Origin of the sequence: Mycobacterium sp. (assembly GCF_032161845.1) — a bacterium.
GTDB lineage: Bacteria > Actinomycetota > Actinomycetes > Mycobacteriales > Mycobacteriaceae > Mycobacterium.
This window is the reverse complement of the sequence record NZ_JAVRQA010000096.1, coordinates 1-18,949: the sequence shown is the minus strand read 5'-3', so window position 1 is coordinate 18,949 and position 18,949 is coordinate 1. Positions and strand designations below refer to the sequence as shown.

The 18,949-nt window shown below is 67.2% G+C and carries 18 protein-coding genes, 1 tRNA gene, 1 other RNA gene and 1 pseudogene; 12 read left to right on the top strand and 9 right to left on the bottom strand.

The genetic code is table 11. The features are described 5' to 3' along the window. From QOD90_RS05775 to leuA, 3 genes and pseudogenes are all read left to right on the top strand, one after another. Positions 1 to 207: pseudogene (locus QOD90_RS05775) on the top strand (FAD-dependent oxidoreductase); the annotation flags it as partial. 11 nt (positions 208 to 218) lie between these two features. After that, entirely contained in the window at positions 219 to 878 is a 660-nt protein-coding gene (gene relB / locus QOD90_RS05770; protein ID WP_526347565.1) for a type II toxin-antitoxin system RelB family anti-toxin, read from the top strand. A gap of 245 nt (positions 879 to 1,123) precedes the next feature. After that, complete coding sequence (gene leuA / locus QOD90_RS05765) at positions 1,124 to 2,944, top strand: 2-isopropylmalate synthase (RefSeq protein ID WP_526347563.1); 1,821 nt, start codon at positions 1,124 to 1,126, stop codon at positions 2,942 to 2,944. A gap of 18 nt (positions 2,945 to 2,962) precedes the next feature. Here the strand turns inward: leuA and QOD90_RS05760 are convergent, their stop codons facing one another. After that, the gene (locus QOD90_RS05760) at positions 2,963 to 3,952 is read right to left on the bottom strand and encodes a DEDDh family exonuclease (RefSeq protein WP_526347561.1); all 990 of its coding nucleotides are present in this window, start codon (positions 3,950 to 3,952) and stop codon (positions 2,963 to 2,965) included. Positions 3,953 to 4,040: 88 nt separating this feature from the next. On the opposite strand from QOD90_RS05760, the gene QOD90_RS05755 reads away from it, so the two are divergent. Together QOD90_RS05755 and QOD90_RS05750 are read left to right on the top strand one after the other, a co-directional pair. Then, the gene (locus tag QOD90_RS05755) at positions 4,041 to 5,267 is read left to right on the top strand and encodes a MurT ligase domain-containing protein (RefSeq protein ID WP_526347559.1); all 1,227 of its coding nucleotides are present in this window, start codon (positions 4,041 to 4,043) and stop codon (positions 5,265 to 5,267) included. Beyond that, positions 5,260 to 5,976: a type 1 glutamine amidotransferase gene (locus tag QOD90_RS05750; protein WP_526347557.1), complete on the top strand. Its 717-nt coding sequence runs from the start codon at positions 5,260 to 5,262 to the stop codon at positions 5,974 to 5,976. The genes QOD90_RS05755 and QOD90_RS05750 overlap by 8 nt, the downstream gene beginning before the upstream one ends. Positions 5,977 to 6,036: 60 nt before the next feature. Here the strand turns inward: QOD90_RS05750 and QOD90_RS05745 are convergent, their stop codons facing one another. The 4 genes from QOD90_RS05745 to QOD90_RS05730 all read right to left on the bottom strand — a co-directional run bounded on the left by QOD90_RS05745 (position 6,037) and on the right by QOD90_RS05730 (position 8,373). Next, positions 6,037 to 6,888, bottom strand: a complete 852-nt coding sequence (locus tag QOD90_RS05745; protein ID WP_526347555.1) for a putative endonuclease domain-containing protein — start codon at positions 6,886 to 6,888, stop codon at positions 6,037 to 6,039. Between the two features lie 130 nt (positions 6,889 to 7,018). Continuing rightward, on the bottom strand, positions 7,019 to 7,417 hold the full coding sequence (locus QOD90_RS05740; protein WP_526347553.1) for a hypothetical protein: 399 nt from the start codon (positions 7,415 to 7,417) through the stop codon (positions 7,019 to 7,021). 10 nt (positions 7,418 to 7,427) lie between these two features. Further along, a complete protein-coding gene (gene recR, locus QOD90_RS05735) occupies positions 7,428 to 8,039 on the bottom strand; it encodes a recombination mediator RecR (RefSeq protein WP_526347551.1) in 612 nt (203 codons plus the stop codon). A gap of 1 nt (position 8,040) precedes the next feature. Then, the gene (locus QOD90_RS05730) at positions 8,041 to 8,373 is read right to left on the bottom strand and encodes a YbaB/EbfC family nucleoid-associated protein (RefSeq protein ID WP_526347549.1); all 333 of its coding nucleotides are present in this window, start codon (positions 8,371 to 8,373) and stop codon (positions 8,041 to 8,043) included. A gap of 98 nt (positions 8,374 to 8,471) precedes the next feature. Here QOD90_RS05730 and QOD90_RS05725 point away from each other — a divergent pair, with 98 nt between their 5' ends. Continuing rightward, positions 8,472 to 9,245 (top strand): Rv3717 family N-acetylmuramoyl-L-alanine amidase, encoded by a 774-nt coding sequence (locus QOD90_RS05725; RefSeq protein ID WP_526347547.1) that lies wholly within the window; start codon positions 8,472 to 8,474, stop codon positions 9,243 to 9,245. A 5-nt stretch (positions 9,246 to 9,250) separates the two neighbouring features. Here QOD90_RS05725 and QOD90_RS05720 read toward each other — a convergent pair whose 3' ends face one another. Next, the gene (locus QOD90_RS05720) at positions 9,251 to 9,691 is read right to left on the bottom strand and encodes an SRPBCC family protein (RefSeq protein ID WP_526347545.1); all 441 of its coding nucleotides are present in this window, start codon (positions 9,689 to 9,691) and stop codon (positions 9,251 to 9,253) included. An 89-nt stretch (positions 9,692 to 9,780) separates the two neighbouring features. Between QOD90_RS05720 and QOD90_RS05715 the strand changes: the two genes are divergently transcribed. Both QOD90_RS05715 and QOD90_RS05710 read left to right on the top strand, forming a co-directional pair. After that, positions 9,781 to 11,160, top strand: a complete 1,380-nt coding sequence (locus QOD90_RS05715; protein ID WP_526347543.1) for an FAD-binding oxidoreductase — start codon at positions 9,781 to 9,783, stop codon at positions 11,158 to 11,160. 28 nt (positions 11,161 to 11,188) lie between these two features. Further along, entirely contained in the window at positions 11,189 to 12,505 is a 1,317-nt protein-coding gene (locus QOD90_RS05710) for an SAM-dependent methyltransferase (RefSeq protein ID WP_526347541.1), read from the top strand. Here QOD90_RS05710 and QOD90_RS05705 read toward each other — a convergent pair. The 3 genes from QOD90_RS05705 to ffs all read right to left on the bottom strand — a co-directional run bounded on the left by QOD90_RS05705 (position 12,502) and on the right by ffs (position 15,809). After that, positions 12,502 to 14,358, bottom strand: a complete 1,857-nt coding sequence (locus QOD90_RS05705; protein ID WP_526347539.1) for a DNA polymerase III subunits gamma/tau — start codon at positions 14,356 to 14,358, stop codon at positions 12,502 to 12,504. The two genes, QOD90_RS05710 and QOD90_RS05705, sit on opposite strands and share 4 nt — an antisense overlap. A 37-nt stretch (positions 14,359 to 14,395) precedes the next feature. Continuing rightward, the gene (locus tag QOD90_RS05700) at positions 14,396 to 15,673 is read right to left on the bottom strand and encodes an aspartate aminotransferase type Ic (RefSeq protein WP_526347537.1); all 1,278 of its coding nucleotides are present in this window, start codon (positions 15,671 to 15,673) and stop codon (positions 14,396 to 14,398) included. 39 nt (positions 15,674 to 15,712) lie between these two features. Next, positions 15,713 to 15,809, bottom strand: an RNA gene (gene ffs, locus QOD90_RS05695) — signal recognition particle sRNA small type. Positions 15,810 to 15,911: 102 nt separating this feature from the next. Here ffs and QOD90_RS05690 point away from each other — a divergent pair. The 4 genes from QOD90_RS05690 to QOD90_RS05675 form a co-directional block, all read left to right on the top strand. Next, positions 15,912 to 15,997: transfer RNA gene (locus tag QOD90_RS05690), tRNA-Ser, on the top strand. 79 nt (positions 15,998 to 16,076) lie between these two features. After that, entirely contained in the window at positions 16,077 to 16,958 is an 882-nt protein-coding gene (lucA, locus tag QOD90_RS05685; RefSeq protein WP_526347535.1) for a lipid uptake coordinator LucA, read from the top strand. Positions 16,959 to 17,045: 87 nt separating this feature from the next. After that, positions 17,046 to 18,068: a S1C family serine protease gene (locus QOD90_RS05680; RefSeq protein ID WP_526347533.1), complete on the top strand. Its 1,023-nt coding sequence runs from the start codon at positions 17,046 to 17,048 to the stop codon at positions 18,066 to 18,068. 49 nt (positions 18,069 to 18,117) lie between these two features. Continuing rightward, on the top strand, positions 18,118 to 18,949 hold an 832-nt coding region (locus QOD90_RS05675), incomplete at its 3' end, for an NAD(P)H-dependent amine dehydrogenase family protein (RefSeq protein ID WP_526347531.1).

Below are 18,949 nucleotides of genomic sequence, written 5' to 3'. Positions count from 1 at the left end.
ATCGACGGGCTGGTGGTCGCTGCCGGATTCAGCGGACACGGCTTCAAGATCGCGCCCGCGGTCGGCAGGCTCATCGCCGACCTGGTGATCGACGGCCGCAGTGCCGACCCGCGGATTCCCGAGACCGACTTCAGACTGTCCCGGTTCGCCGAGGACGACCCGTTGAGGTCCCCGTATCCATACGTGGGCGCGGGCGAGATGCGATAGACAGGTAAACCGTGGCCTCCCCCGACGATCACGTTCCACTGCTCCGCAACGAATCCGGGACCGCCCGCGATCGCGACCCGAGCGAGTCCGTCGACGAGTTGGAATTCGAGGCCGCCATCGGGCGCAACGTGCGCCAACTCCGCCAACAGCAGGGCCTCACCGTCGCCGAGATGGCCGCCAGAGTCGGGATCTCCAAGGCGATGATGAGCAAGATCGAGAACGCTCAGACGTCGTGCAGCCTGTCGACGCTCGCGCTATTGGCCAAGGGTTTCGACGTTCCGGTGACCACGCTGTTCCGTGGTGCCGACGTGGAGCGCCCCGCGGCATTCGTGAAGGCGGGCACCGGTGCGCGGATCGTCCGCAACGGCACCAGGGAGGGCCACGAGTACCAATTGCTCGGGTCGTTGCGTGGCGAGCACAAGCGACTGGAGTGCCTGGAAGTCACGCTGACGGAGAAGAGCCAGACCTACCCGCTCTTCCAACACCCGGGCACCGAATTCATCTACATGCTCGATGGCGTCATGGACTACAGCCATAGCCGGTCGGTGTACCGACTGCACCCCGGTGACTCGCTGCAGCTCGATGGCGAGGGCGCTCATGGCCCGGTGGATTTGGTTGCGTTGCCGATCCGATTCCTGTCGGTCGTCGCCTTCCCGGATTCTCAGGTGTGACGCCGGCTTACTGCACGTTCAGGTAGCCACAGAGACCGAACGCCAGCGGGATGATGGAGGCTAGCCATTTCTTGGTTGGATCCACGCGACTTTTGGCCAAGTTGACCCGCGGAGTACAGTGATCGACGTGCAGCGGACGCTCCTCCTCGGACGCCGCGACGGGGTCTGATCCAGACTGGCTTCCCGTCGCGGGTGGTCTTGATGCGCCGGTCTGAATTACAACCAGACGAATCCGGAGCAGAACCGTGAACAACCCCAATCCCCATTCCATCGACGCCTATACGTCGGTACGCACCATCACCACCCCAGCCGGTGATCCCCATGCCGGTCAGCCGGCCTGGAACACCCAGCGCGGCACGTCGATGCCCGTCAGCCGGTACCGCCCCTTCGCCTCCGAAGTTCCAGGGGGAGAACCGTCCAGTCCGTTCGACCGCACCTGGCCCGACAAGATCGTCGAGACCGCACCCATGTGGTGCGCGGTCGATCTGCGCGACGGCAACCAGGCCCTGATCGATCCCATGAGCCCGGAACGCAAACGGCGCATGTTCGATCTGCTGGTCCGGATGGGCTACAAGGAGATCGAGGTCGGCTTCCCGTCGGCGAGCCAGACCGACTTCGACTTCGTCCGCGAGATCATCACCCAGGGCGCGATCCCCGACGACGTGACGATCCAGGTGCTGACGCAGTGCCGACCCGAGCTGATCGAGCGGACGTTCGAGGCCTGTGCGGGTGCGCCCAAGGCGATCGTGCACTTCTACAACTCGACGTCGATCCTGCAGCGACGCGTGGTGTTCCGTGCCGATCGCGACGCCGTCAAGGCCATCGCCACCGACGGCGCCAAGATGTGCGTGGCCGAGGCCGCGAAACACCCTGGTACGCAATGGCGTTTCGAGTACTCCCCCGAGTCCTACACGGGCACCGAGCTGGAGTACGCGAAGGAGGTGTGCGACGCGGTATCGGAGATCGTCGGTGCCACCCCCGAGGCTCCGTTGATCGTCAATCTGCCTGCCACCGTCGAGATGGCCACCCCGAACGTCTACGCCGACTCGATCGAGTGGATGAGCCGCAACCTGGCCCGCCGCGACTCGATCATCCTGAGCCTGCACCCGCACAACGACCGCGGAACTGCCGTCGCCGCAGCCGAATTGGGCTACCAGGCGGGTGCCGACCGCATCGAGGGCTGCCTCTTCGGCAACGGCGAGCGGACCGGCAACGTCTGCCTCGTGACGCTGGGGCTGAACCTGTTCAGCCGCGGCGTCGACCCGCAGATCGACTTCTCCAACATCGACGAGATTCGCCGCACGGTCGAGTACTGCAACCAATTGCCGGTGCACGAAAGGCATCCGTACGGCGGCGATCTGGTCTACACGGCGTTCTCGGGAAGCCACCAGGACGCCATCAACAAGGGCCTCGACGCGATGAAGGTCAGCGCTGATGACGCGGACTCCGACGTCGACGACATCCTGTGGCAGGTGCCGTACCTGCCGATCGACCCGAAGGACGTCGGTCGTACCTACGAGGCCGTCATCAGGGTCAACTCGCAGTCCGGCAAGGGCGGCGTCGCCTACATCATGAAGGCCGACCACGGCCTGGCGCTGCCCCGGCGGCTGCAGATCGAGTTCAGCCAGGCCATCCAGAAGATCACCGACGGTGAGGGCGGCGAGGTGTCCCCGAAGGAGATGTGGGACGTCTTCGCCGACGAGTATCTGGCCCCGATCCGGCCGCTGGAGCGCATCCGACAGAAGGTCGACGCCGCCGAGGTTGACGGCGGGACCGACACGATCACCGCGGTGGTGAAGGTCGACGGCGTCGAACGGGAGATCGTCGGCGCGGGCAATGGCCCGCTCGCCGCGTTCGTCGACGCCATTGGCGCGGTCGGGTTCGACGTCTCGGTGTTGGACTATTCGGAGCACGCGATGTCCTCGGGCGAGGAGGCGCAGGCCGCCGCGTACGTGGAGGCCTCCGTCAGCGGTCAGACGGTGTGGGGGGTCGGCATCGCGACGTCCATCACCACCGCATCGCTGCGGGCCGTGGTCTCTGCGGTGAACCGCGCGGCGCGTCCGTGACCCCGTTCCAGAGGTTGTCTAGAACAGGGTGAACTGATCGCCGCTGAGTGTGGCGTCGGCGAACTCCTCGACTCCGGTACCGCCGACGATGCGCTCCAGAAGCGCCATGAAGTCGGCATCGCTGACCAGGGGAATCCCCATCTCGCGGGCTTGATAGCCGCGGCCCTGATCCGGTTCCAGCTCATTGCAGATCACCAGTGACGTCTGTTGATCGACGATGTCCGCGTACGACAGCCCGGCGTGCAGCATCCGCTCGATGAGTTCCTCGTAGGTGTGGGTGACCTCCGATGACAGCGCCACCCGCATGCCCTGCACCAGCGGTCGCCCCGCCATGAAGCCGCCGGGATTCTGGAAGTCGCACGGCAGCCTGGCCGCGATCGTCTTCAGCGGCAGCAGTTCTTCGTGCGTGACCTGACCGTTGGGCCAGCTCCGGCGCTTCACCGGACGGACGGGCAGCCAGGTCTTGCGGTCGTGTGCCCCCGCGAGCGACGGTTTGAGGATCTGAGCCAGCACCAGCGCATCGTCGAGCGCGTCGTGCGGGCGCATCTGGGTCACTCCCCAGTGCGCGGCCAGCGTCTCGAGCCGCAGGTTCTCGATGCCGAGGTTCAGCCTGCGCGCCAACTCCACGGTGCACATCACGGTGTCGACGGGCAGCTGGGCACCCACCAACTCGGCCTCGTTGGCCAGGAAGGCATAGTCGAAGCCGACGTTGTGCGCGACCAGCGTGCGGCCCTCGAGCACCGCATTGAGCTCGCCAACGACCTCGGCAAAGGTGGGCTGACCCGCCAACATCTCGGTGGTCAGGCCATGCACGTGGGTGGGGCCCGGGTCGACGCCTGGATTGAGCAGGCTGGAGAAGCTGCCTTCTACGTTGCCGTCGTCGCCGAGGGCCAGCGCCGCGACGCTGACGACGCGAGCCTGACGCGGGTGGAAACCCGTCGTCTCGACGTCGACTACCGCCCAGCCCGCGCCGGGCTCGGTGGCCGGTCGGCCGTACGTTTGGCTCACGTTTCGAGGATGACACGGTCCTCCGACAAGCCCCGACGGGTGACGCCGCGTGTCGCCCACCCAGTTTTCCCCTCATAGACTCCCCTGAATGGTCACTACTCGCGGACGGGTCGCGCTCGGCGCCGGCTCCGCAGCCCGCTGGGCGTCCCGCCTCACCGGGCGCGGCGCAGGGGCGATGATCGGCGGCCTGGTCTCGATGACCCTGGACCGCTCGATCCTCGGTCAGCTCGGCGCGGGCCGTAGCACCGTCGTCGTGACCGGCACCAATGGCAAGTCGACGACCACCAGGATGACCGCCGCGGCGCTCGCCACCGTCGGCCCCGTCGCCACCAACGCCGAGGGCGCCAACATGGATGCCGGTCTGATCGCGGCGTTGGCAGGCGCCAGGAATGCGAAGCTGGCCGCGCTGGAAGTCGACGAGATGCACGTCCCGCACGTCTTGGATGCGGTCGAGGCTGCCGTCGTGGTCCTGCTCAACCTGTCCCGTGATCAGCTCGACCGCGTCGGTGAGATCAACCACATCGAGCGCACGCTGCGCGGTGGGCTGGCGCGCCATCCAGGCGCCGTCGTCGTGGCCAACTGCGACGACGTGCTGATGACGTCCGCGGCCTACGACAGCCCCGACGTGGTGTGGGTGGCCGCAGGCGGAAGCTGGGCAAATGACTCGGTGAGCTGCCCACGCAGCGGCGAGATCATCGTGCGCGAGCAGTCGCACTGGTACTCGACGGGAACCGACTTCAAACGCCCCACACCACAGTGGTGGTACGACGACTCGCACGTTTACGGGCCCAACGGTCTGACGCTGCCGATGACGCTCTCCCTACCGGGCGCCGTGAACCGCGGCAACGCCACCCAGGCGATCGCCGCCGCCGTCGCCCTCGGCGCCGACCCCGCCGCAGCAGTGGCCGCGGTGTCCCTCGTCGACGAGGTCGCGGGTCGCTACCGGACCGTGAAACTGGGCCAGCACACCGCCCGCGTTCTGCTCGCCAAGAACCCGGCCGGCTGGCAGGAGGCGCTGTCGATGGTCGACAAGCACGGCGCGGGGGTGGTGATCGCCGTCAACGGTCAGGTGCCGGATGGCGAGGACCTGTCGTGGCTGTGGGACGTCCGCTTCGAGCACTTCGAGGACACCGCCGTCGTCGCGGCGGGCGAACGCGGCACCGACCTGGCGGTGCGCCTCGGCTACGCAGGCGTCGACCACACGCTGGTGCACGACACCGTGAAGGCCATCGCGTCGTGCCCGCCAGGTCACGTCGAGGTGATCGCCAACTACACGGCCTTCCTGCAACTCAATCGGCGGCTGCCCCATGGCTGACTCGACGGTGCGGATCGGGCTGGTGTTGCCCGACGTGATGGGCACCTACGGTGATGGCGGCAACGCCGTCGTGCTGCGGCAGCGGTTGCGGCTGAGGGGATTCGACGCCGAGGTCGTCGAGATCACGCTGGCCGATCCAGTGCCCGACTCGCTGGATCTCTATACCCTCGGCGGCGCCGAGGACTACGCACAGCGGCTGGCGACCAAGCACCTGATCCAGTACCCGGGTTTGCAACGCGCCACTGAGCGGGGCGCCCCGGTGCTCGCGATCTGCGCGGCCATTCAGGTGCTCGGCCACTGGTACGAGACGTCGTCGGGTGAGCGGGTGGACGGCGTCGGGGTGCTCGACGCGACGACGTCGCCGCAGCCGAAGCGGACCATCGGCGAAGTGGTGTCCCAACCATTGTTGACGGGCCTCGACCAACGCCTGACCGGCTTCGAGAATCACCGCGGCGGAACGGTTTTGGGCCCTGCGGCCGAGCCGCTCGCCAAGGTCGTCAGCGGTGCGGGCAATCGCGAGGGCGACGGCTTCGACGGGGCCGTGCAAGGCAGCATCGTTGCCACCTATCTGCATGGCCCGTGTCTGGCCCGCAATCCGCAACTGGCCGACCATCTGCTGTCGCGGGTGGTCGGCGAGCTGGCGCCGATCGAACTCGACGAGGTCGATCGATTGCGGCGGGAGCGGTTGGCCGCTCCGCGCCGCGTCTAGCCCGCCACGCTCGCGACACATAAACGTTGGCGGCCTCGGCCGGCGTGTCGCCGCCAGTGTTTATGTGTCGCGATACCCGCGGCTGATGAGCGCCTGACGTATGCGGTTCAGGACGTCCAACGGACGATCCTCCGCGACGACGCGAACCACGATCCACCCCAGACGCTCGAGCATTTCCAGCCTCCTGATGTCCTTGAGGTATTGCTTGCGATCCTTGCGATGCTGATCGCCGTCATACTCCGCGGCCACCATGTACTCCTGCCACCCGAGGTCCAGATACGCCAGCGGATAATAGTCGCCGTTATGAACCATCAACTGCGCCTGCGGTTTTGGAAGCCCATCGTCGAGTACGAGCAGCCGCAGCCAGGTCTCCTTCGGTGACGTCCCGCCCGCGTCCATCAATGCGATCGCCTCCCTGGCCCTCCGGGCACCCCGACTGCCCCGGTAACGAACGAGCAGAGGCTCGACGTCCTGAGCGGCGATACCCGTTGCGTGCGCCAGCGCATCGAGCCGCGCCACCGCTTCGTCTCGCGTCAGATGACGCCCGAGGTCGAGGGCGGTGCGAGCCTTCGTGGTCATCCTGATCCCGTCGACGACGACGATCTCGTCGTTGGCAATTCTTTCGTTACGGGTCAGCACACCGCCGGGTGCGTGCTGGTTTCGCCAGATCAACTCGACGGGTTCGGCGGCGTCGATCCACCGCGCGCCATGCAGTGCCGATGCCGTCGAGCCAGCCACTACACCTCGACTCGCAGACCAGAGCACTGCCGCTCGCGCCCTGTCGGCCAACGTAATTTCGGCGAACTTCGGCACGTATACGTCAGGCAATAGAGCATCGAATTGCGTACGCAGTCGGTGGCGAGTCAGCTCGCCAAGCCGCAGCGCTTGGCTTCCCGAGATGGTCGACGTCATGCCCGCAAGCTGCCACCAGCCACCGACACCTCACGAGGCATAAACGGTGGCGGCCTAACCCGGCGTGTCGCCGCCAACGTTTATGTGTCGCGCGGGGAGGCTGGGCGGTAGGCGGCGGAAGGTGCGAGCGCTATAGCCCCAGGTCGCGCAGGAACTCTGGCTTGTAGGCCTCGAGGATCACGTAGCTCGGATCGGGAACGGGGACGTCGGGCGCGTCGTCGGTGAGCGCGTGGCCGTCGCCAGCGTCGACCCACTCCTGGCTGTCCGGGTTCCACCGGCTCACGGTGTATTCGGCGGTGAGCTCGTCTGCCTGGACGAGTTCGCGCACGGTGTGCTCCGCCTCGCGGGCGTCCTGAAGAGTGTGCGTATAGAGCTGAATCCGGTTGCCGTCGCGCGTCACCGTCACCCGGCTGCCCAGCCGCTTGCGGGCCTCGTCATCGACGTCCAGCGACCTCAGTCGGCCCCAGAACGACAGGTGGTGCGCATCGTCGCCGAGCTCGACCTCGACCTTGAACTCCTCATCGGGCATGTTCGCCAACCTAAGCCATCGCCCTGCGGCCAGTCAGAGCGCGTCCCAGGGTGAGCTCGTCGGCGAACTCCAAGTCGCCGCCCATCGGCAATCCCGACGCGATGCGGGTCACCGTCAGCCCGGGAATGTCGCGCAGCATGCGCACCAGATACGTGGCGGTGGCCTCGCCCTCGGTGTTGGGGTCGGTGGCGATGATGACCTCCGCCACGTCCACCCCGTCGACGCGCTCGCCAATTCGGTTGAGCAGCTCGCGAATTCGCAGTTGTTCCGGCCCGACCCCAGATAGCGGGTCCAGCGCGCCACCCAATACGTGGTAGCGGCCGCGGAACTCGCGCGTGCGCTCGACGGCCGCGACGTCCTTGGGTTCCTCAACGACGCACACCAGCGAGGCATCCCGCCGCGGGTCGCTGCAGATGCGGCAGCGGTCCTCGTCGGAGACGTTTCCGCACACCTCACAGAACTTCACGCCGTCGCGAACCGTGTTGAGCACCGCGGTCAGTCGGTCGATGTCCGGCGGCTCGACCGAGAGCAGGTGAAAGGCGATGCGCTGCGCGCTCTTCGGCCCGATGCCCGGCAGCTTGCCGAGTTCATCGATGAGATCCTGGACCGGACCCTCGAACAAGTCAGAGCCCCGGAATGTCTAAGCCGCCGAGCCCGCCCGCGAGTGGACCGAGCTTGCTCTGCGCCATCAAAGTGACCTGCATAGAAGCATCCTTGATGGCGCCGACCACGAGGTCCTGCAGTGTCTCGACGTCGTCGGGGTCGACGACCTTGGGGTCGATCGCGACGCCGACCACCTCGCCGCTGCCCTTCATGGTCACCTGCACCAGACCGCCGCCGGCCTGGCCGTGGACCTCCGCGCCTGCGAGCGCCTCCTGCGCCTCCATCAACTGCTGCTGCACCTGCTGGGCCTGCGCGAGGAGCGCCGACATGTCGGGCGGTTGGCCGGGTTGCATGTCAGTCCCCTTGCAGGTTGGTCTCGACTTGATTGCTGTCGCCCGCGCGTGGCGATTTGCCCTTCAAGCCTAGTCGTCCCGCGCGCTACGTTGGCGCCGTGCACGTACCTGCCTGCCTACGTGTCGGCGCCGCCACGGCCGTCGGCCTGCTCGTCGCCGCGTCGCTCGGACCCATCGGTGTCCCGACCGCGGCCGCCGCCCCCGCCAACATCGCCGGGATGATCGTCTTCCTCGACCCCGGTCACAACGGCGCCAACGACGCGTCGTTGACCAAACAGGTCCCGACGGGTCGCGGTGGGACCAAGGACTGTCAAACCAGCGGGACGTCGACCAACGACGGCTACCCCGAGCACACTTTCAACTGGGAGACGGTGCTGCGCATCCGCGCGGAGCTGACGCAGCTGGGCGTGCGCACGGCAATGTCCCGTGGCGACGACACCGGCGTCGCGCCCTGCGTCGACGAACGCGCCGCGATGGCCAACGCGCTGAAGCCCGACGCCATCGTCTCGATCCACGCCGACGGCGGGCCCGCCACGGGACGCGGTTTCCACGTCAACTACTCGTCGCCGCCGCTCAACGCCGCGCAGTCGGGGCCGTCGGTCCAGCTCGCCCAGACGATGCGCGACCAGCTTCAGGCCGCCGGTCTGATCCCCGCCAACTACATCGGCCAGGGTGGCTTGTACCCGCGGGCGGACCTGGCCGGGCTGAATCTGGCGCAGTACCCGTCGATCCTCGTCGAGCTGGGCAACATGAAGAACCCGGCCGACTCGGCACTGATCGAGAGCCCCGATGGGCGACAGAAGTACGCCGACGCCGTCGTGCGCGGGATCGTCGGATATTTGGCGACGAGACCCGCCCGAGCCGCCGCCTAGCTCGCCTAGTTCGACTCGACCTGATTCTTCAGGTTCTCCAGGACCTCGGCCTGAATCTTGCGAAGGCCCAGCGGGGCGAAGGTCTTCTCGAAGAAGCCCTTGACGCCGCCTGCGCCCTGCCACGACGTCTTCACCGTGACCGACGAGCCGGTTCCGGCGGGAGCGACGGTGTAGTTGGTCACCATCGTCGAGTTGGCGTCCTTCTCAATGACGGCATGGCCTGCGACGTCGACGCTGGCCTTGACGTCGCGCACCCGCGACTCGGTGGCCTGCAACTTCCACGTGACGACGGTGCCCGCGCCCTGGCCGCCCTCGAGGACCTGGTAGCCGCTGTAGTGCGAGGAGAGGATCTTCGGACGAACCGTCTGGTAGTCCGCGACCGCTGCGAGCACGGCATCGGGCTCGGCGTTGATCAAGACGGTGCTTGAGGCGCTGACCTGTCCCATCGGTAAAGACTCCTAGATCGAGGGGTGAACGGGTGTGAACCCGGGTCGGTGCGGTCGCATCGGGTGCGACCGGGGACTAGCGTATATGTGTGACTGTTGCATCGATTCAAGCGCAGTCGGCCCACGCGGCAGGCGTGGAGAGACTGCTGGCGAGCTACCGTGCCATCCCACCGAGCGCCACGGTACGTCTGGCCAAACCCACCTCGAATCTGTTCCGCGCGCGCGAGAAGTCCACCGCCAAGGGGCTGGACGTCTCGGGGCTGACGGGGGTGATCGCCGTCGATCCCGATGCGCGCACCGCCGACGTCGCGGGCATGTGCACCTACGAGGATCTGGTCGCCGCGACGCTGCCATACGGGTTGTCGCCGTTGGTGGTGCCGCAGCTGAAGACCATCACCCTCGGTGGCGCGGTGACGGGGCTCGGCATCGAGTCAGCGTCGTTCCGCAACGGGCTGCCCCATGAGTCGGTGCTGGAGATGGACATCCTCACCGGGACTGGCGAGGTGTTGACGGCATCGCCCGAGCAGCATGCCGACTTGTTTCGCGCGTTCCCGAACTCGTATGGCACGCTTGGCTATTCGGTGCGACTGAAGATCGAGCTGGAACCCGTCAAACCCTTCGTCGCACTGCGGCACCTCCGGTTCACCTCGGTGGCGGACCTCGTTGCCACCATGGACCGGATCGTCGAGACCGGCGGCATCGACGGCACGCCCATCGACTACGTCGACGGTGTGGTGTTCAGCGCCGACGAGTCCTACCTCTGCCTCGGCGTGCGGACGGCGACGCCGGGTCCGGTCAGCGACTACACCGGCCGCGACATCTACTACCGCTCTATTCAGCACGCCGCCGGTGAGAAGCACGACCGGCTGACCATCCATGACTACCTGTGGCGTTGGGACACCGACTGGTTCTGGTGCTCGCGGGCATTCGGCGCCCAGAATCCGGCGATCCGGCGGCTCTGGCCTCGCCGCTACAGGCGCAGCAGCTTCTACTGGAAGCTGATCGGCTTGGACCGCCGCTTCGCCATCGCCGATCGCATTGAGAAGCGCAACGGCAGGCCGCCGCTCGAGCGCGTCGTGCAGGACATCGAGGTGCCGATCGGGCGCACCGCCGAATTCGTCGACTGGTTCCTCGCGAACGTGCCGATCGAGCCCATCTGGCTGTGTCCGCTTCGCCTGCGTGACGACGGTGGCTGGCCGCTCTACCCAATTGCCGCGCATCACACGTACGTCAACATAGGCTTCTGGTCATCGGTGCCGGCTGGAACGCGAGAGGGTGAGACGAACCGCTTGATCGAGGAGAAGGTCAGCGAACTCGACGGCCACAAGTCCCTGTATTCCGACGCCTACTACTCCCTCGACGAGTTCAACGAGCTCTACGGCGGCGAAACCTACAACACGGTCAAGAAGGCCTACGACCCAGACTCACGTCTGCTCGATCTGTATGCGAAGGCGGTGCAAAGGCGATGAGCGCTAGCGCGAAGAGCGGAGGACACTGATGACGACCTATAAGGAAGAGTCAACCCACGCGGCCACCGGCAAGCTCACGCTCGCCGAGATCCTCGAGCTGTTCGCCGCCGGGGACGAGCTTCCGCTGAAGTTCACTGCGTATGACGGCAGCTCGGCGGGACCGGACGACGCTCAGGTCGGGCTCGACCTCCGCACGCCGCGAGGCACCACCTACCTGGCGACGTCTCCAGGCGAGCTGGGGCTGGTCCGCGCCTACGTCTCCGGCGACGTGGAGATGCGTGGCGTGCATCCTGGCGATCCCTACGAGCTGCTCCGCGCCATGGCCGACAAGCTGGACTTCAAGCGTCCGTCGGCCCGCGTGCTGGCCAACGTCGTTCGGTCGATCGGGTTCGAGCACTTGCGCCCGATTCCGCCTCCGCCGCAGGAAGCGCTGCCCCGCTGGCGTCGCATCGCGGAAGGGTTGCGGCACAGCAAGACTCGCGATGCCGATGCCATTCATCACCACTACGACGTGTCGAACACGTTCTACGAGTGGGTGCTCGGCACGTCGATGACCTACACGTGCGCGGCCTACCCCGACATCGACGCCAGCCTGGAAGAGGCCCAGGACAACAAGTATCGGCTGGTGTTCGAGAAGCTGCGGCTACAGCCCGGCGATCGCCTGCTGGACGTGGGTTGCGGCTGGGGCAGCATGGTTCGGTACGCGGCCCGCCACGGCGTGAAGGCCGTCGGCGTCACGCTGTCCAAGGAGCAGGCGGCCTGGGCGCAGAACGCCATTGCCGAGGAGGGCCTCTCCCATCTGGCCGAGGTGCGCCACGGCGACTACCGCGACGTCCGCGAGTCGGGTTTCGACGCGGTGTCCTCGATCGGTCTGACCGAGCACATCGGCGTCCAGAACTACCCGTCGTACTTCAGGTTCCTCAAGTCCAAGATGCGCACGGGCGCATTGCTTCTCAACCACTGCATCACCCGGCCGGACAACCGTGCCCAGGCCTCGGCCGGCGGCTTCATCGACCGCTACGTCTTCCCCGACGGGGAACTCACCGGGTCGGGCCGCATCATCACCGATGCTCAGGACGTGGGCCTCGAAGTGGTGCACGAGGAGAATCTGCGCCATCACTACGCACTGACGCTGCGCGACTGGTGCGCCAACCTCGTCGAGCACTGGGACGAGGCCGTCGCGGAGGTTGGCCTGCCCACCGCCAAGGTGTGGGGTCTGTACATGGCCGGGTCCCGGCTGGGCTTCGAGACGAATGTGGTTCAGCTGCACCAGGTTCTGGCGGTCAAGCTGGACAACAAGGGTGGCGACGGCGACCTGCCGCTGCGCCCGTGGTGGACGGCCTAACTACCCTCGATCCGACGGGCGCCCAACTCGCTCTGCAGCAGTTCGAGCGCGACCTCTTCCGGGTCGCGACGTGGGCCCGGCTCCTCGTGGACGGCCTGGGCGAGCATGCTCTCCTCGTCGTCCTCCTCGGGCGCTGGCGGCTCGACAGCCACCTGCTGAGGTCGGGCGGCTGGCGCGGAGGCGGTAGGCGACCCGGCCTCGCACCGGATGTTCCAATTCACGCCGAGCGCGTCCTTCAACGCGTCGCGGATGATCTCGACGTTGCGCGCCTCGTTGAGTCGGTTCGCCAGGGGCGGTGACACGTGACTGAGCACCAGGGTGTCGCCTTCCACCGCGAGCACGATGGCGCCGTCGAGCATGACGTCCGTCGGGCGTCGGCGTTCGCGCACCTTGTCCCGGATCGTCGACCACATGGTGCGTACGGCGGCGGCATCCGGCTCACCCGATGACGCGGCCGCAGGCGGCGTGGCTGCCACCGGCGGCGCAACGGGCACGACGGGTGGCGGCGCGACGGGTGGCGGCGCCGCGGGTGGCGGCGCGGGCCGTTCCTCCGGCTGAACGGCAACGGGCGGCGCGGGTGGCTCAGGCGTCTCGGACGGAGCGGGTGGCTCGGGCGTCTCGGGAGCGTTGCTCCTGCGGGTGAACTGCTTGATCGGCGCCGCGTCGATGGCCTGCGCCGCCTCGCCGGCCGGAATGGAGACGTTCATTCTGGTCTCGAGGCGCTCGATCCGTTGCAGCAGAGCAGCTTCGGTATCGCTCGCCGACGGGAGGAGCAGCCGCGCGCACACCACCTCCAGCAGCAGCCGAGGCGCGGTGGCGCCCCTCATCTCGCCGAGTCCCGCGTGCACCACCTCGGCGTAACGGGTCAGGGTCGCGGTGCCCAGCCTGGCGGCCTGATCGCGCATCCGCTCCACGACGTCGTCGGGCGCATCGACGACACCACGCGTCGCGGCGTCGGGGACGGCCTGCAACACGATGAGGTCCCGAAACCGCTCGAGCAGATCGGTGGCGAAGCGACGGGGATCGTGGCCGGCGTCGATGAGCGCCTCGACTGCGCCAAACAGCGCTGCGGCGTCACCGGCGGCAAGGGCGTCGACCGAGGCATCGATGAGCGCGAGGTCGGTGGCGCCCAGCAGTGCCAACGCCCGCGCATAAGCCACCTGCTTGCCGTCGGAACCGGCGAGCAGCTGATCCAGGACGGACAACGTGTCGCGCGGCGAGCCTCCGCCAGCACGGATCACCAGCGGGTACACCGCGTCGTCGACGCCGACGTTCTCCTGGGTGCAGATGCGTTCCAGCAGCCCGCGCATGGTCTTGGGGGCGAGCAGTCGGAACGGGTAGTGATGCGTGCGCGAGCGGATGGTGGGCAGCACCTTCTCGGGTTCCGTCGTCGCGAACACGAAGATCAGGTGATCCGGCGGCTCCTCCACGATCTTCAGCAGCGCGTTGAAGCCTGCGTTGGAGACCATGTGCGCTTCGTCGATGATGAAGATGCGGTACCGCGACTGCGCCGGGGCATAGAACGCGCGGTCGCGCAGCTCGCGGGTGTCGTCGACGCCGCCGTGGCTCGCAGCGTCGAGTTCGGTGACGTCGACGTTGCCCGGGCCGCTCGGACCGAGTGCGACGCACGAATCGCATACCCCGCACGGCGTCGGGGTGGGCCCCTGCTCGCAGTTCAGCGAGCGGGCCAGAATGCGCGCGGACGACGTCTTGCCGCAACCGCGCGGACCGGAGAACAGGTAGGCGTGGTTGATGCGGCCCGACTCGAGCGCCGTCGACAGCGGCTCGGTCACGTGCTCCTGCCCGACCACTTCGGCGAAGGACGCGGGTCGGTACTTGCGGTAGAGAGCCACGAGAGCAGGCTACCCAGGGTCTCCGACGCGCGGCGCCCTAGTCACCCGTGAGCATGGACTCGGTCGCGGCCAGCAGCGCACACGTCGCGAGACCGCCGATCGCCTCGTTGAGGTCTGGCGTCGACGGGAAGGACGGCGCAATGCGAATGTTCTTGTCCTCCGGGTCTTTTCGATACGGGAACGCCGCCCCCGCCTCGGTCACGGCAATACCCGCGTCCTTGGCGAGCGCGATCGTGCGCCGCGCCGTTCCCGGCCACACGTCGAGGCTGACGAAGTAACCGCCCTTGGGATCGGTCCACGACGCGATCTTCGACTCGCCGAGGCGGTCGGAGAGGATCTCGGCGACGAGGGCGAACTTGGGTGCCAGCAGCTGTTGATGGCGCTGCATCTGCAAGCGCACCCCATCGGCGTCGCCGAAGAAGCGCAGGTGCCGCAGCTGGTTGACCTTGTCGGGGCCGATCGTCTTCTTGCCAGCGTGCTGCAGGTACCAGGCGATGTTGCCGAGCGAGCCGCCGAAGAAGCTGACGCCGGCACCCGCAAAGGTGATCTTGGAGGTCGACGCGAAGACGTACGGCCGGTTCGGGTTGCCGGCCTTGGCGGCCAGTCCCAGCACGTCGACCTGGCGGACGAAGTCGTGGGTGAGCGTGTGCACGGCGTAGGCGTTGTCCCAGAACAGCCGGAAATCGGTTGCCGCGGTCTGCATTTGCACCAGCCGGCGGACGTTCTCCCACGAGTAGGTGGTACCCGTTGGGTTGGAGAAGACGGGTACGCACCACATGCCCTTGATGGCCGGGTCGCTGGCGACGAGTTCCTCGATGAGGTCGACGTCGGGGCCCTCCTCGAGCATCGGCACCGGGATCATCTCGATGCCGAAGTTCTCGGTGATCGCGAAGTGGCGGTCGTAGCCGGGCGCCGGGCAGAGGAACTTGACCACCGGTTCCTCGATCCACGGCCGTACCGAGTCGACCCCGCCGTGAAGCAGCGAGAACACGACGAGGTCGTGCATGATTTCGAGGCTGGCGTTGTTCCCTGCGATCAGGTTCTGCACCGGAATGCCCAGCAGTTCCCCGAAGATGGCGCGCAGCTCCGGCAGACCGTGCAGACCGCCATAGTTGCGGGTGTCCGTGCCGTCCCCGTCGCGGTATTCGGTACCCGGCAGGGCCAGCAGTTCATTGGACAGGTCGAGTTGCGCCGGAGACGGCTTGCCGCGCGTGAGATCCAGGCCGAGTTTCTTGGCCTGTAGATCGGCGTAGTCGCGGAGCTGCAGCTCGTGCTGCGCCTCTAGTTCGTCACGGCCAAGGGACAGAAACGACACGGCAGGCCTTCCACTATGGCCGTGAACAACAAGGAGACCAAAAAGGGGACCCCGCGCACCCGCCAGAGCCCATTGACCCTTGCTGCCTTCCGGCCCTGGGGGAGTTCACAGGATAGACGCCGCGCGGGGTCCGAGACGAGTGTAATACCCCGCCGTCGCGACGCTGGAGCGACGCAGGCCCCAAGGGCGCGCGTACTACTCGTGAGGACCGGGTAGCTCGGTCGGCTACCATGGCCGCGGAGGATTCGCCTAGTGGCCTATGGCGCTCGCCTGGAACGCGGGTTGGGTTAATAGCCCTCAGGGGTTCAAATCCCCTATCCTCCGCGCTAGTCGGGGTGCGGCCAGGCCAGGGAGCCTGGCCGTGTCTCGGCCTTCGAATGGCTGTACCGACTCAAGGCGGAGTATGCGGCGCTGGATCGCGGTCCTGTGGCACGCATCGTTCTTCGTCCTCGCGGGGGCTCTCTACTTCTTCTTCGTGCTGCCCCGCTGGTTCGAACTGACCGGTCAATGGCCCGTCGGTCTTGGTCTGGCGATGCGCATCGTGTGTGGCGCGCTGATCGGCCTCGCGGCGCTGCCCGTGGTGCTCACGCTCCTCAAAACCCGCAAGCCCGAGTTCGGCACGCCGCAGCTGGCGCTTTCGCTGCGGTTCTGGTCGGTCGTGCTGCACGTTCTGGCGGGTGCGCTCATCGTCGGGGCTGCCATCAGCGAGATCTGGGTCAGCCTTGATGCGGCAGGCCCGACCCTGTTCGGCATCTACGGGGCGGCGGCCGCGGTCGCCATCCTCGGGGCGCTGGGCTTCTACCTCGCGTACGCGGCCGAACTCCCGCCCCCTCCGCCCAAGCCGCTTCGGCCCAAGGGGCAGACGCGCCGCCGGGGCCGTGGCGCCACAGCCGCCGACGACGCCGCCGACGACGAAGTCGAGGATGAGTCGACCGAAGCGGTCGTTCCCACCGATGAGGACGTCACCGCCGACGACGTCACCGACACGCCAGAGGCATCGGACACCGAGCCCGCCGAGGACGTCCCCGCACCGGCCACGCTCGAGGACACCGAGAAGCCTGAAACCTCGGAAGCCATTGAGGCCGCTGACACCGCGGAAGCCACTGAAACCAGTGCGACCAGTGCGACCAGTGCGACCGACGAGGTCAGCACCAACGGCACCGGTAACGCGGACGAATCCGACGCCGATGACCCGGATAGCAAGTTGCGCAACCGACGCCCGAACGGCAAGTCGTCGTCGCGGCTATTCGGGCGTGCGCGCCGCGGAGTAGCCCTGGACGACTGACGTCACGGGGCCGGTGCGTCGACAGCCCACGGTGTCAACGTCACAATTGTGGGTAAAGCTCCAGCTACTGACGGCGGAAGGGTACCCATGCGCAGGTTCCACACCAGATGGCGATTCGTCATCGCGGTCGTGGCCACGGTGGCGGCGACGTCCATGATCGTCGCACCGGCTCTGGCGTCCGCCGTACCGGCCGACCTGTCGAGCGTTGCGGCCCAGGCGGAACCGACCGTTGCGCGCATCGACACCACCATCAACTATCAGCACGCCATCGGCGCAGGGACGGGCATCGTTCTCGACCCCAGCGGAACCATCCTGACGAACTTCCACGTCGTGCAGGGCGCGGACAGCATCACCGCGACGGTCGCAGGCCGTGCGTATCAAGCCGACCTGGTTGGCTACGACCGCAACCGCGACATCGCCGTTCTGCAGTTGCGCGGGGCCAGCGGACTTCCAGTCGCGCTCCTGGGGGACAGCTCGCAGCTCGCCGTGGGCGACCCCGTCGTCGCGCTCGGCAACGCCAGAGGCTCGGGAAGTCCTTTGACGCAGGAGGCCGGGCAGGTGGTGGGCTTCGGCCGCACCATCAACGCCAAGGATGAACTGACCGGGAGCTCGAATCAGGCCACCGGCTTGATCGAGTTCGCCGCGCCGGTTCGGGCAGGCGATTCCGGCGGGCCGATGGTCAACGGTGCCGGACAGATCGTCGGCGTGACGACGGCCGCGACCGTCAACTTTCGGATGGATCCGGGCGGCTCCGGCTTCGCCATCCCGATCAACGACGCGCTGGCGACGGCCGGGCAGATCCGTAGCGGGTCGCCATCGAGCACCGTGCACATCGGACCGCCGACGCTGCTCGGAGTCGGGGTGAACTCCCGCAATCAGCCCGAGTCGCTGCCGGGCGTCATCATCTTCGAGGTGCTGTCGGGCGGCCCTGCCCAACAAGCGGGGCTGCACGACGGAGACGTTCTACTCAGCATCAACGGTGAGCAGCTCAGTTCGGCGACCGCGCTGACCGCCGTGCTGGATCGCCACTACCCCGGTGACGTCGTCGATCTGGCGTGGATCGACCGGTCCGGGCAGCAGTTGACGGGCAAGGCGACGCTCGGCTCCTGAGTTGGCCGAAATGGGCCGAACGGCCAGCGGCGCTCCCTATGCTGAGCGAGTGCCAAACACATCTCCCTACCGGCTAGTGCAGTGGACGACGGGCAACGTCGGCAAGAGCTCCGTGGCCGCGATCGCGCGCAATCCGTCCCTCGAACTCGTCGGCTGCTACGCCTGGTCTCCGGACAAGGTCGGTCGCGACGTCGGCGTCCTCGCCGGAATCGGACCACTCGGTGTCGCCGCGACCGACGACGTCGACGCGCTGCTGGCCCTCAAGCCCGACTGCGTGGTCTACAACCCGATGTGGATCGACGTCGACGAACTGGTCACCATCCTGTCCGCGGGGGTGAACGTCGTGGCGACGGCGTCGTTCATCACTGGCCACAACCAGGGTGACGGCCGCGCGAGAATCGCCGCCGCATGCGAACAGGGCGGCTCGACGATGTTCGGGTCCGGCATCAGCCCTGGCTACGTCAATCAACTGTCGATCGTGGCGGCGGGGATCTGCGATCGGGTGGACAAGATCACCGTCAACGAAGCCGCCGACACCACCTTCTACGATTCACCCGCGACCGAGAAGCCGGTCGGCTTCGGCCGGCCGATCGACGATCCCGACCTGCAGGCGATGACCGCGCACGGTACCGGCGTCTTCGGTGAGGCGGTGCGCATGGTCGCCGACGCGCTCGGCATCGAACTCGACGAAGTCCGCTGCACTGCCGAGTACGCCGAGACCACCGAGGACCTCGACCTCGGCTCTTGGACCATTTCGGCAGGCTGTGTGGCAGGCGTGCACGCCACGTGGGAGGGCATCGTGGCAGGCGTCACCCGCGTCGAGATCTCCGTGCTGTGGAAGAAGGGCCAGACCCTCGAACCGAATTGGCCGATCGAGCAGG